We start from the raw sequence: 12673 nt of genomic DNA, 5'->3' as shown, positions 1-12673 counted from the left end.
GGGGAGCCCAACCCATGACCCTGCAAACCACGCTGCAAAGCATCTATGACCTGCCGCTTTCTAACGCCATTCGCGAGAACGCCAACGCCTTCCCGGTGCTCGAATCGCTGCATGTGCTGGCGATCACGCTCGTCTTCGGCACGATCCTGATCGTTGACCTGCGGCTCGTCGGCTATGCCGCGCACCGGCGCAGCGCCAATCGCCTGATCACTGAACTGCTGCCTTTCACATGGGGCGCGTTCGTCGTCGCGATCATCACCGGCAGCCTGCTCTTTGCGTCCAACGCGGTGGCCTATGCCGCCAATACCGAGTTCCAGCTCAAGCTGCTGGCCATCGTGGCGGCCGGCATCAACATGGCGATCTTCCACGCCACCACCCAGCGCACGATCGCGCAGTGGGACGAGACCGCCGCGCCGCCCTTTGCCGCGCGTGCCGCCGGCGTTTTGTCGCTGGTGCTGTGGACGCTGGTGATCTTCCTTGGCCGCTGGATTGGCTTCACCCTTGATGTGCTGTTCTGAAACCCACTCCCAGGAGCGTCTGCCCGTGACCCCAACTCTTCGTACGATCATGCTTGCTGCCTCGGCCGCTGTGACAGCGCTGGCTCCGGCCGGATCGGCCCTGGCCCACCATTCGTTCGCGATGTTCGACCAGACCAAGCAGGTTGAACTGCGCGGTGTCATGGTGAGCAAGTTCACCTGGACCAACCCCCATGCTTTCGTCGTCGCGCAGTCGGGCGGGACGACCTATGCACTCGAGTGCAGCAGCCCCAACCTGATGACGCATGCTGGCTGGAGCTTTTCGACGCTCAAGGCGGGTGACCAGGTTGATATCGTGTTCTACCCGCTGCGCAACGGCAAGCCGGGGGGCATGCTCAAGACCGTCAAGCTGCCGGGCGGCAAAGTGTTGAGCGGTTGGTAAGCGCAGCCCGCAACCCAGCCTGCCCTCAGGGTGGCGGGGTTGCGGGCGGGCGATTTTAGAATCCCGCCCTGGCTCGATCCAGCCGAAGGCATACCGCGCGCGGTTCGGTGAAGGCCTGCAGCGCCTCGCTGCCGAACTCGCGCCCTACGCCTGACAGCTTGCTGCCGCCGAACGGCATCGCCAGGTCGAGAACGTTGTGCGTGTTGATCCACACCGTTCCCGCGTCGATCCGCTCAGCCAGGAGGTGGGCCGTATCGATGTCCTGCGTCCACACGCTGGCGGCCAGACCATAGGGCGTGTCGTTGGCAATGCGGACGATGTCGGCGCGATCGGTGATTTTCACCGCGCACACCACTGGCCCGAAGATTTCCTCGCGCATCACGCTCATCCCGGCCTCTACCCCGGCGAGCACGGTCGGCCGATAGAACCAGCCCGGACCGCTGGGTATGGCAGCGCCTTCCAGCGGATGCGCGCCTTCGGCGAGCCCCGCTTCGACCAGCGCGGCCACGCGATCACGCTGGCGGGCGGAAATCAGCGGTCCCATCTGCGTCTCGGCAGAAAATGGCGAGCCCAGGCGTAGGTCGCGTGCGATGCGGCAGACCCCGTCGATCACCGCGTCATGGACTGGCGCCTCGACCAGCAGGCGCGAGCCAGCGGTGCAGATCTGCCCCGAATTGGCGAAGATTGCGGCTGCCGCGCCCGGGATCGCGCGGTCGAGATCGGCATCGGCCAGCACGATCGTGGGAGACTTGCCCCCCAGTTCGAGCGTGACGCGCTTCATCGTGCGGGCCGCCTGGGTCAGGATCGCCTGACCGGTGGCGTTTGAGCCGGTGAACGCGATCTTGCGCACCAGGGGATGCGCCACCAGCGGGACGCCGACGGCGGCGCCGGTGCCGGTGACGATGTTCACCGCCCCGGCCGGAAAGCCCGCCTCGAGAATCAGCTCACCCAGCCGCATTGCGGTGAGCGAGGTTTCCTCTGACGGCTTGAGCACCACCGTGCAGCCGAACGCGATGGCCGGCGCGATCTTCTGGATCGCCTGGCCGATCGGGAAGTTCCACGGCGTGATGCCCGCTACCACGCCGACGGGGCGGCGCTGGGTGAACGCGCGGTAGAGCGCCGCCTCCTCGACCAAGGGCGAATGCGTGACGGTCTCCCCCACGATCTTCGAAGCCCAACCGGCGAAATAGCGCAGCCCATCGATGGTGAACTGTAGGTCGATTGCCTGCGTCACCGTGAGCAGCTTGCCGCTATCGAGCGATTCGAGCGCGGCGAGATCGTCCCGCTCGCGCTCGACCAGTAGGGCCAGCCGCTCGAGCAGGCGGCCGCGGTCGAGCGGGCGCATCGACTGCCAGGCTGCGCTTTCGAAGCAGCGATGCGCGGCGCCGACCGCACGATCCACGTCGGCGATGTCGCAGGCCGGCACCTGCATGATCACCCGCCCGGTGGCCGGATCGACCGCATCGAATGGGGCGAGAGTGCCGAGCGGCTCGACCAGTGCCCCGTCGATCAGCAGTCTACCGGTCGGGAGAGTGGGGGAGAAGGGTGCGGTCATGGGTGGCTCCGGATGGAGAAGAGGGGCACGGTCATTCGCCGACCGAGCCTTCGACGTGGGTGGACCCGACGCCGGCATAAATCGCCGGGCGGCAGCGCCGCAGATAGGTGCCATGGGCGAGGCCTGCGGCGGCGATGGCGATGAACAGCAGCGGCAGGCGGTTGATCACCGGCAACGTGGTGCCGGTCAGCGTGGCGTAGTTGGCCAGCGACAGCCACGTCGCCACCGCGATGATCACCCCGCTCAGCAGCGGAGCCAGGGTCTTGCCCGCCGAATATTCGCCGCGCCGCGCGAAGAACAGCGGGATCGCCAGCGAGGTGGCGGTGAGCAGGATCTCGAGACCCACTGCACCCATCGACGACAGGCTGGTGGCCAGCGAGAGCAGCGGATCGAGCCCGGCCAGGGCGAACAGCGCGATCACCAGCGCGAGTATCCCGGCGAGCGCGAGGCAGGCCATGTAGGGTGAGCCGTGGCGCGAGTGGACGCGGCCGAGCACGGCGGGGATCAGCCCATCGCGCGAGAGAGCGAAAAAATAGCGTGCGATGTTGTTGAAGAAGCCCAGCGCGGCGGCGAACAGGCTGGTGATCGTCAAGAGGCTGAGCGCGTCACGCCCGAATTGGCCGAGCGTGCGAAACGCGATGCCCGAGACGAGGTGGCCGGGATCGGCAGCTGCCACTGCTTTGATCTGTGCCGTGCCTACCGCCAGCACCAGGCACCACGACGACAGCACGTAGAAGGTGCCCAGTACCAGCACTGCGCCATAGGTAGCGCGCGGGATGGTCACGGCGCGGTTGCGCGCTTCTTCCTGATAGATTGCGGTCGCTTCGAAGCCGATGCAGCCGTTGATGGCATAGATGACGGCGATGCCAAGGCCGGGCGCAAAGATCGTCGCGGGGGCAAAGCTGCCGAAATCGAGCCCGGCCCAGCCGCGTTGCCACAGGATCAGCGCGTCGATCACGGCGATGAGCCCTACCTCGAGCAGCAGTGCCGCGGTCAGCACCTTGGCCGCCATCGTGATCCTGTGATACCCCAGCCAGGCAATCGCTGCGATGCTCGCGGCCGCCCATAGCACCCACGAGGTGGCGATGCCGGTCAGCGTGGCGAACACGTCAGCGGCGAAATAGCTCATCGCTCCCAGCACCGAGGCGGCGGCACAGGTATAGGCGACCACGGCCGTATAGGCCGCAGCGATGCCGGCCTCCTTGTTGAGGCTCGCGGCAATATAGGCATAGAACGCGCCGGCATTGCGCACGTGCGGGATGATCCGCACATACCCCACCGCGAACAGCAGCATGACCGCACACATCGCGAGTTGCGCGCCGGGCATCCCGGCGCCGTTGCCAAAGGCGAAGGCGAGGGGGATAATTCCGGCCAGCACACCCATCGGTGCGGCGCAGGCGAGGATCATGAAAATGATGTCGCCGGTCCCCAACATGCCGGAGAACAGGCCGGGCTCGGCGGCGGCGTCTTGGTCGGATCTGTGCATGAATGCTCGATTGTGGGGGGCTGGGTGCATCGCCAGCACCCGATGATGCAACACTGGCAGGTTTGCCACCACACGGTATTGCACTTGCGCCGGGATACCTTGTATTTTCGGCCAGGCCCCCGGTGCACAGGGCCTGCCTGCTTGCCAGTAAGGCAGCATTGGGCAAGCCTGTGCCGATCACGACCATGATCAGGGAAGCCCCGCCGATGACGACCATGACGCCGACGTTCACGCGCCGGAAATCAGCCCGGGCCGCCGCGCTTGCAGCACTCGCGCTCGTGCTGGCCGCCGTGCCCGCGCAGGCAGCAGATACCACCGTTGCGGCATCGCCCCCTGCCGCAGAAACGGCGCCTGATCCGGCTGTCGCCGCCGCCGTGATGCAGACCGTGCACCACTATGTTGACAGCCTTAACCGAGGCGACAACGCCGGCGTCATCGCCAGCTGCGCACGCGAAGCCGCGATTGTCGACGAGTTTGCACCGTACGAGTGGCACGGCGCCGATACTTGCGCCCACTGGCTGGCTGCGCTCACCGCGCACAACGCCGCCATCGGGCTGACCAAGGGCGTCAACACGCTGCGCAAGCCCCGCCGTGTCGACGTGACGGGGGATCGCGCCTACGTCGTCGTCCCGGCCGACTTCCGGTATACCCTCGGCGGCCAGCAAGGTGCCGAGGTCGACGCCACGTTCACCGTGGCGCTGCACAAGGAAGCCGCTGGCTGGCGCATCACCGGCTGGGCCTGGTCTCGCCCCGAGTTCGACTTCGACTATTGAAGGCAGCGGGTGGGTTTGCTCCCGCTCACGCCTCCGGCATTAGCGCGATGACGCGCAGCGGGCTGCCCGAGCCGCCCTTGATCTTGAGCGGGGCGGCCACGATCACGCTGCCGAAGGTCGGCAACTGGTCGAGGTTGGTCAGGCACTGTAGCCCGAAACGGCCATTGCCGTGGAGGATCGAATGGGCGGGCAGCGGTTCGGCAAAGTGGCTGGCCTGCCCGGCATCGGTGCCGACCGTCTCCACGCCCAGGCCCACGCAGTCGCGCGCGTGGACGAGGAAGCGCATCGCATCGGCATCGGGGCCAGGCGAATGCGCGCCATCATCCTGCAGGTTGAGATAGGCGAGGGTGCCCACACGCTTGGACCAGTCGCTGCGCAGCAGGATCCAATGGCGCGGCGGGATAGCGCCGTGTCGGGCCTCCCAATGCTCGAGGAAGGCGCGTGTCACCACGAAGTCGGCGTCGGCGGCGGCCTCCGCGCTGATATCGATCACCACGGCGGGATAGACGAAATCGCGCGGCGCGACTGCGTCGACCGTGCCATGCGGCACGTCGCGCCCGGTGATCCAGTGCGCCGGCGCATCGAAATGCGTGCCAGTGTGCTCGTTCATGGTGATCCGGTTCCAGTACCATGCCGGCCCATCGGCATCGTAGCGGGAGACCGTCTCCATCCGGAACGGCTCGCATTGCCCGAACTCGGACGGCAAAACGATCACCGGGAAATCGGACGACAGGGTATTGGCCAGATCGACCACGCGGATCGCCCCGCTGGCAAGCTGTGCGACAAGATCGGTAAGCAGCGACGTCATGGTTGGGTCTCCCTGGCAAAGAGGGCCGGATCGTCGCGCCAGCGGCGCATTGCCTCGCGCGCCACCTCGCCCACGCAGGTTTGCTCGCGTCCCTGTGCCAGCGCGTCGAGCACGGCGGCGGCAAGGCGCGCGGGCGCTACCTTGGGCGGGGGCAGTGCTTGGTGGTCGGCATCGTCGGTCGGCCCGGTGAACACTTCCAGGACGCGCACGCCGGTGCTGCGCATCTCGTGGCGGAAACTTTGCAGCAGCGAGAGGCGCGCAGCCTCGGCGGCGGCAAATCCAGCATGGCCGGCATCGCCCGCCAGAGCCTTGACCGACAGCACATCGAGAAACGCGCCGCTGGGCCGGCCGGCAAGGATTGGCGCCGTCGCTTGCGCCAGGCGCGCGAGCCCCATTGCCGAAACCTCGAGCGCGCGGTGGTGGCCCAGGAGATTGCCGTCGTGGCTCACCCCCCCGGCGCGCACATGGCGCGCGGTGTTGATGACGATGTCGAGCGGACCGCCGATCCGGCTTATCGTCTCGGCAACCGAGACAGGATCGGTCACATCGAGTGGAAGCGGCTGGACCCCGGGCAGGCCCAGCACGGGATCGTGCGCATCACGCATCGGCGCGGGGCCGGGCAGGCCGGCAACCACCAGGCGCGCGCCAGCGGCGGCAAGTGCGCCGACGAGCGCGCGGCCAACCGGCTGGCGGGCATCGCTGACAAGGACAGTTGCCCCTGCCACCGGCACCACGAAGGTGCGTCCCTGGGGATCGGCGGACATGCTGGTGGCTCCTTGTTCCGGCTGTGGCGGGTGTGCGGCATCGCTGGGAAGGGCGAACAGCGCAGCATTGCCGCCACGATCGAGCATCAGCCGCATCGTGACGCGCGCGCCGGGCTCCAGCCCTCGTGCAAGGTGCGCGAGCACGACCGGGCCGGCATCGAGCAGGATCGAGCCCATGTGCCAAGGCAGGCGATCGCGGAAATAGGGATCGGTCGAAACGCGGATCACGGTGTTGGCAAGCACGCGTCCGCCGGTCGGCTGGTCATGCCAGGCCAGTATGCCCCAGCACCGTGGGCAGGCGTCGCGTGGGGGATAGGTCGCTGTACCGCATACGGTGCAGGCCTGAAGTACGAAGCGGCCCTGCGCGGCCCGTGCGGCCATCGCCTGCATCGCGCGGCTGCGCGCGCCCGGCGGTACGGGATGCAATTGCGGCCGCGCCAGCGGATCGCGCGGTGCGGGCGGCGGCAGCGGATTGCGCGGCGTCGTCATAGCGCCTCGATCACGGCAGCGGCGGTGCACACGCCGCGATCATAATTGACCAGCCCAAAGCCCGATATTGCCGCACGCCGGGCGCCGGGCACCTGCGCGCCGAGCGGGCAGTGCAGAATCTGGCGCAGGCCCTCGGTCAGGTTCTGGTACCCGCCCGCAGCGCCCGCCTGCCCTGCGGAAAGCTGCCCGCCGTTGGTGTTGAGTGGCAGCGTGCCGTCGATGCCGAAGTGCGTCTCGCGCAGGAAGCGCGCAATCGTGCCCGGCGGGCAGAAACCGAGGTCCTCCAGTTGCATCGCCACGATCACCGGATAGTCGTCATAAGCCTGAAGGCAGTCGATATCCCCGGGCCCGATCCCGGCCATCGCCCATAACTCGTCGACATCCATCGCCCAGCCACCACGCCGCTGCACCGGATCATCGGGATAGGCATTGTGGCGCTCGATCGTGGCCATGATCCGCGCCGCCGGCCAGCCGCGCGCGGCAGCGATTTCCGGGGTGGTGACGACGAAGGCTTCGGCGCCGGCGCAGGGCATCACGCAATCGAACAGGTGCACCGGATCGGCGATCGGGCGTGCGGCGAGGTAGGTGTCGAGGTCGAGCGGGCTGCGTTGCAACGCCAGTGGGTTCGAGCCGGCATTGGCGCGCTGGGCGAGGCAGATGCGGCCGAAATCGGCGCGCGTGACGCCGTGTTCGTGCATGTAGGCCTGCGTGATCAGCGCAAACGTCGCGTTCGGGCCGCCAAAGCCATAGGGGTACACAGCATCCTGCGAAAAGCGCGAAAACGTGGCGAGGGTGTGGCGGAAGCTGTCGATCTGGTTGGTATCGGCCGCGACGCAGGCGACGATGGCGGCATCGCCGCACTGCACAGCGCGCGCGGCGCGGCGCAGTGCCATGACCCCGCTCGCCCCGCCTGTGGGCACATGGTCGAGCCAGCGCGGCATGAGGCCGAGATGCTGGACGAGGCCGACGGCGGTATCCGGGCCGGCCGAGAAACTCGAGAAAGTGAAACCGTCGAGATCACGCGGGCCGAGGGCTGTTTCCCGCGCCAGCGCGCGCAGCGCCGCGCCGGCCCAGCCGTGAGCCGGCTCGCTCGAAAAGCGCTGATAGGGCACGGTGATGGGGGCGGCCACCACCACGCCGTCGTAGGCCATGCGCGAGCGTTTGGTGGAGCTGCTCATCCCTGCCGCCTCTTGAGCGCGCGGGTATCGAAGAACGCGCCACGCGCCATGTGCGCGCCCACTTCCTCCTTGAGGGCGGCACGCAGAATCTTTTCGGTCGGCGTGCGCGGCAGCGCATCGACGAAGCCGATCCAGCCCGGCACCTTGTAGTAGGCCATCTGACCCAGTGCCCAGGTGGCGATATCGCGTGCAAGGTGCTCGGTGGGCAGCTGTTCGGTCTTGTCTGTCCCGGCGCGGGCAGGGGCATCGAGCACGATCAGCGCGGCCACCTCGTCGCCGCGAACCGGGTCGGGCGTGGCGGCCACCGCCACCTGGCGCACGTGAGGATTGCGCGCAAGGATCGTCTCGACCTCCACCGCCGCGATGTTCTCCCCCGAGCGGCGGATCACGTTTTTCTTGCGATCGACGAAATGCAGGTCACCGTCGGCGTCGCGCGCGACGATATCGCCGGTGTGGAACCACCCCCCGGCCCAGGCCTCGGCAGTGGCCGCAGGGTTGGCGAGGTATTCGCGGAAGAACCCATAAGCGGGATCGGGCCCAGCGCGGCGCACCAGCAGTTCGCCTGGTGCGTCGATATCGACATCGTCGCCGGCGTCGTCGACGATGCGGATCTCGAGGCTGGAATCGGGCCGGCCGAAGCACGCGGTGCCCACCTTGCGCGGCTCGCGGTGCGCGCTGATCACGCCGCCGCTGCCCGTCTCGGTCATCGCCCAGGCCTCGATCAGCGGGAAGCCGAAGCGCCGCTCGAACGCGCCATGCAGGGCAACTGGCGCCCCGGCACCGAAGCCGAAGCGCACACTATGTTCGCGGTCGGCCGGGCTATCGGGTGCCTTCATCAGCATTGCCGGCATCACGCCCAGGTAGTGCAGGCAGGTAGCGCGGCTGCGCTGCACCGAATCCCACCAGGTCGAGGGATGGAAGCGGTCGAGCACGGTGAGGCAGCCGCCCAGCGTAATCATCGCCATCAGCGAGACGGCCAATGCGTTCATGTGGAACATGGGCAGCGGTGTAAGCATCCGCTCTGCGCCGGCGTGCAGCGCGATGAGGCCGCCAGTGTCCCGATACCAGTCTCCCGAATGCAGGAAGTAGCTGTTGGGCAGAACGCAGCCCTTGGGTTGCCCGGTCGTGCCAGAAGTATAGAGCAGCGCCGCCTCGCGCGCGGAATCGGGATCGGCCGGCAGTTGCGCCAGTGGCAGCAATGGACGGACGGGCGCGTCGGGGGTGACGGGGACCATCGCGCTTCCCACCGCCAGCGCGGCGCGCGCAACGTCGGCGTGGCGGCCGGGGGCGACGAATGCGGCGCTCATGCCCGAGTGTGCGATAAGATATTCGAGTTCGGCCTGGCGCAAGTCGGGGTTGATCGGCACGATCGACGCGCCAAGGCTGTTGGCTGCGAGGAACAGCTCGATAAAGTCGGGCCGGTTGTCGAGCAGCAGCCCCACGCGCGTGCTCGTGCCGAAGCCGGCGGCGGCCAGCGCGACCTGGCGGCGCAGCACGCGATCGAGCATCGTCGCGTAGGTGATCTCGCCAGCCGCGATGCCGTAGATATGCGCCGTTTCGGGCAGCACGTTGAGAAAGGGCTTGTCGAACCAGCGCGTCGCCGCGGCGGAAAAGCGCGAAAAGACGGTCTCTTTGCTCACGGCGTCGTCCTGTGCGGAGTGCGGGGTTGCGGGCTGGCCATCAGAATCGCTCGAGACGGTAGGGGGTGGGATCGAGGAACGGCGTCTCGCCCATGGCGAGGTCTGCGGCGAGGCGGCCCGCCGCTGGGCCGGTGCCGAAGCCGTGCCCTGAAAAGCCGGTGGCCAGTGTCAGGCCGGGCAGTTGCGCGACATTGTCGATCACCGGCAGCGAGTCCGGTGTCACATCGATCATCCCGCCCCACGCCTGCGCCACGCGTGCGTTGGCAAAGACAGGCCATGCCGCAACAAGGTTGCGCATGGCTTCTGCGTTGAGCGCCTGGTTCACCGGCGGATCGATCGTGCGCAGCCGCTCGAACGGCGAGACAGCGTCGGCGCGCCAGCGCCGGGGCAGGGCGAGATCGGCGAAGAAGTCTCGCCCGAACGATAGGCGCAGGTTTTTCCACTGCGCGATCAGCGTGGGCAGGTACTTCATGCCGATCAGCAGGTGGTCGAGCGTCAGCGGTGCGAACAGCGCGCCGCGCTGGGTGATGGTATAGCCCCCGTCGAGCCGCTTGCGGAACGAGAAGTCAGCCGCGCCGACCGCGCTGTCGGTTGGCCCGTCCATCGGCGCGGTGCGCAACACCGACGCCACCAGCGGCAAGGTCAGCAGGCGCACACCATGATTGGCGAGGAAACGGCGCGACCACACGCCGCCTGCCAGCACGACATGGTCGCAGGCAATCGCGCCACGCTCGGTCACCACGCCGCGCACCGCGCCGGCACTGGTCTCCAGCGTGCGCACGGCGCAGTTTTCCACGATCACGGCCCCGTGCGCCAGGGCTGCGCGCGCGATCGCGCTGGATGCGAGCGTCGGTTCGGCGCGGGCGTCGGACGGGGTCGCGATGCCGCCGGCCCAGCGCCCGGTACTGCCGGGGATCGCCTCCGCTACTTCGGCCCCGGTCAGCATCCGGCTGTCCAGACCCGCGCCGCGCACGGCTTTGAGCCAGCCCTCGTAGGTGGCCAATTCCGCATCGGTCCGCGCGACATAAGTGATCCCGGCCTGCCGAAAGCCACAATCCTCGCCGACGCGCGCGGGCATCTGCTGCCACATCCGCTCGGCGGCGATGGCCATCGGCAGATCGGGCACCGCGCGCATGACCTTGCGCACCCAGCCAAGGTTGCGCGACGACTGCTCGCCGGCGATGCCGCCCTTCTCCAGCACCACCACCGGCACGCCGCGCTCGGCCAGCGTCAGCGCGGTTGACAGGCCGACGATACCGCCGCCGATCACCACGACCGATGTGCTGCCGGGAAAGCGCTCCGAGGTCGTCACGGGGGTTATCGGGGGGCCCATCGCTGTTGGTCCGCTCAGAGACTGATCTGCAGTTCGCGCACCGCGCCCTTTGACGCGCCACGCCAGGCGGTGACCTCGATCTCCACCTTGTATTCAGCCGCGCCAAGCGGCGGGCAGGTCATCGTCAGCGTAGGGTTGATGCCGCGCATGCGCGCGCCATAGGCGGTCATCACCGCCAGCACGTCCTTGGGAAACTGCACGAAGACCCGCGCGGCGACTACGTCCTCGAGGCAGGCATCGACCGCAGCGAGCGCGGCGGCGATGTTGTCGAGCACCTGGTTGGTCTGATCGGCCAGGTTCGCGGGGATTTCCTTGGTCTGCGGGTTGCGTCCGGCGGTGTTGGACACGAAAATCAGATCGCCTACGGCCACGAGGCGGGAATAGCTGCCATGCTCCTCGAACTTGTTGCCGGTCTTGAGCTTGATGACGTCGGGCATGGAATGTCTTTCGCGGGAGGAGGATTTCGGAGGGGGGCGGCGGTTTTCAGCGCTGCCTGGTCTCAGCGCAGGACGGGTTCGTCCCACAGGGTGAGGCGCGTGCCGATTCCCTGGGCCAGCGCGCGGCGATAGACGTGCGTTCCCCAGGCCACGTCCTCCACCGCCATGCCGCCGATGGAGAGCATGATGATTTCGTCGGCATCGCGCCGGCCGGGCGCTGCGCCTGCTACGATCGCGCTGAGATCTTCGAGCGACGTGGCCGCGACCCGGCCTTCATCGACGAGGTCAAACCAGCGCACGCCTACCGCCGGGATGATGCGGTGCATCGGGCGCGGCAGTTCCTCGCGATAGGCCTCGTAAAGCCCGGTGAAATCGAGCACCTTGCGGATATCGGGCGCTTCCATGCCGGCATCGATGCTGCACGGCGCGGGCATCGACAGGAACGTGCCCGGGCTGACCCATTCGCGCCGCACTGTGGGATAGCGGGCGGGATCGCCGGTCGGCACCGAGGCGCAGAACGTCGCGATGTCGGACTCTCGCACGACTTCTTCATTGGTGGCGACCACACGCACCGAAAGCTGCGGGAAGCGCGCCTCGGCCCAGGTGCGGAATGCCGCCAGGTTGGCCTCGCCGCGCCCCTTGATCTTGACCGTGTCGATTGCCGGGCAGGTGGCCATGAACGCCTCGAGCGAAGTGCGTGCCATCACCCCGGGCCCGACGATGCCGACCACGCGCGAATCCGGCCGGGCGAGGTGGCGCGCGCCGACGCCGGGGATCGCACCGGTGCGGTAGGCCGAGAGCAGGTTGGCCGACATGTAGGCCAGCGGGGCGCCGGTATCGGCATCGTTGAGCACGAACGTGAGGATCGAGCGCGGCAGGCCCTTGTCGCGGTTGGCGACGTTGGAGCCATACCATTTCATCCCCGCCGTGCCGAAGCGGCCGCCAAGATAGGCCGGCATCGCCATGAAGCGGCGGTCGGTGGTGGGCTTGGGCATCGCGGGAAAGGGCGAATCCTCGGGAAAGACGATCACCGCGCCGTGTTGGTTGTTGTTGCCACCGGCCATGCGATAGTCGCCATGGTGCAGCAGGTGGAACATCTCCTCCATCGCATCGACGCAGGCGGGCATGTCGGTCACCCCGGCGCGGATCATGTCGGGTTCGGACAGATAGAGGAAATCGATACGCGGCAGAACTGGCGTGGCGGATGGGGCGGCCGCCTGGGTGAGAGTGTCGGTGGGCAGTTCAGGCACGCAGATTTCCCATCGTTTGCTTGGGTCCCGGCGTGGTGCGCC

General features: G+C 67.9%; 12 protein-coding genes. 3 read left to right on the top strand and 9 right to left on the bottom strand.

Going from position 1 to position 12673, the window contains the following annotated elements; translation table 11 throughout:
* Positions 1–14 precede the first annotated feature (14 nt).
* Positions 15–518, top strand: a complete 504-nt coding sequence (locus tag C8K14_RS10535) for a DUF6644 family protein (protein ID WP_107716629.1) — start codon at positions 15–17, stop codon at positions 516–518.
* A 25-nt stretch (positions 519–543) separates the two neighbouring features.
* Positions 544–918, top strand: coding sequence for a DUF6152 family protein (locus tag C8K14_RS10530; protein ID WP_133726793.1), 375 nt, complete (start codon positions 544–546; stop codon positions 916–918).
* A 55-nt stretch (positions 919–973) separates the two neighbouring features.
* Here C8K14_RS10530 and C8K14_RS10525 read toward each other — a convergent pair whose 3' ends face one another.
* Together C8K14_RS10525 and C8K14_RS10520 are read right to left on the bottom strand one after the other, a co-directional pair.
* Entirely contained in the window at positions 974–2473 is a 1500-nt protein-coding gene (locus tag C8K14_RS10525; RefSeq protein ID WP_107716628.1) for an aldehyde dehydrogenase, read from the bottom strand.
* A gap of 31 nt (positions 2474–2504) precedes the next feature.
* Entirely contained in the window at positions 2505–3959 is a 1455-nt protein-coding gene (locus C8K14_RS10520) for an APC family permease (protein WP_107716627.1), read from the bottom strand.
* Between the two features lie 206 nt (positions 3960–4165).
* Between C8K14_RS10520 and C8K14_RS10515 the strand changes: the two genes are divergently transcribed.
* Complete coding sequence (locus C8K14_RS10515; RefSeq protein ID WP_133726792.1) at positions 4166–4732, top strand: hypothetical protein; 567 nt, start codon at positions 4166–4168, stop codon at positions 4730–4732.
* Between the two features lie 25 nt (positions 4733–4757).
* Here C8K14_RS10515 and C8K14_RS10510 read toward each other — a convergent pair whose 3' ends face one another.
* From C8K14_RS10510 to C8K14_RS10480, 7 genes are all read right to left on the bottom strand, one after another.
* Positions 4758–5540 carry a cyclase family protein gene (locus C8K14_RS10510; RefSeq protein ID WP_107716625.1) on the bottom strand — a complete coding sequence of 261 codons (783 nt, stop codon included), beginning with the start codon at positions 5538–5540 and terminating at the stop codon, positions 4758–4760.
* Complete coding sequence (locus C8K14_RS10505; protein ID WP_107716624.1) at positions 5537–6793, bottom strand: SDR family oxidoreductase; 1257 nt, start codon at positions 6791–6793, stop codon at positions 5537–5539. The genes C8K14_RS10510 and C8K14_RS10505 overlap by 4 nt, the downstream gene beginning before the upstream one ends.
* Complete coding sequence (locus C8K14_RS10500; protein WP_107716623.1) at positions 6790–7971, bottom strand: thiolase family protein; 1182 nt, start codon at positions 7969–7971, stop codon at positions 6790–6792. Before C8K14_RS10500 ends, C8K14_RS10505 begins: the two co-directional genes overlap by 4 nt.
* On the bottom strand, positions 7968–9611 hold the full coding sequence (locus tag C8K14_RS10495) for an AMP-binding protein (protein ID WP_166643343.1): 1644 nt from the start codon (positions 9609–9611) through the stop codon (positions 7968–7970). Before C8K14_RS10495 ends, C8K14_RS10500 begins: the two co-directional genes overlap by 4 nt.
* A gap of 40 nt (positions 9612–9651) precedes the next feature.
* The gene (locus C8K14_RS10490; protein ID WP_233251025.1) at positions 9652–10923 is read right to left on the bottom strand and encodes an FAD-binding oxidoreductase; all 1272 of its coding nucleotides are present in this window, start codon (positions 10921–10923) and stop codon (positions 9652–9654) included.
* A gap of 35 nt (positions 10924–10958) precedes the next feature.
* The gene (locus tag C8K14_RS10485) at positions 10959–11381 is read right to left on the bottom strand and encodes a Rid family hydrolase (RefSeq protein ID WP_022678547.1); all 423 of its coding nucleotides are present in this window, start codon (positions 11379–11381) and stop codon (positions 10959–10961) included.
* Between the two features lie 62 nt (positions 11382–11443).
* The gene (locus C8K14_RS10480) at positions 11444–12631 is read right to left on the bottom strand and encodes a tyramine oxidase subunit B (RefSeq protein ID WP_233251024.1); all 1188 of its coding nucleotides are present in this window, start codon (positions 12629–12631) and stop codon (positions 11444–11446) included.
* Positions 12632–12673: the final 42 nt, after the last annotated feature.

Origin of the sequence: Novosphingobium sp. GV079 (genome assembly GCF_003058045.1) — a bacterium.
Taxonomy (GTDB): Bacteria; Pseudomonadota; Alphaproteobacteria; order Sphingomonadales; family Sphingomonadaceae; genus Novosphingobium; species Novosphingobium capsulatum.
This window is presented reverse-complemented; position numbering and strand designations above follow the sequence as displayed.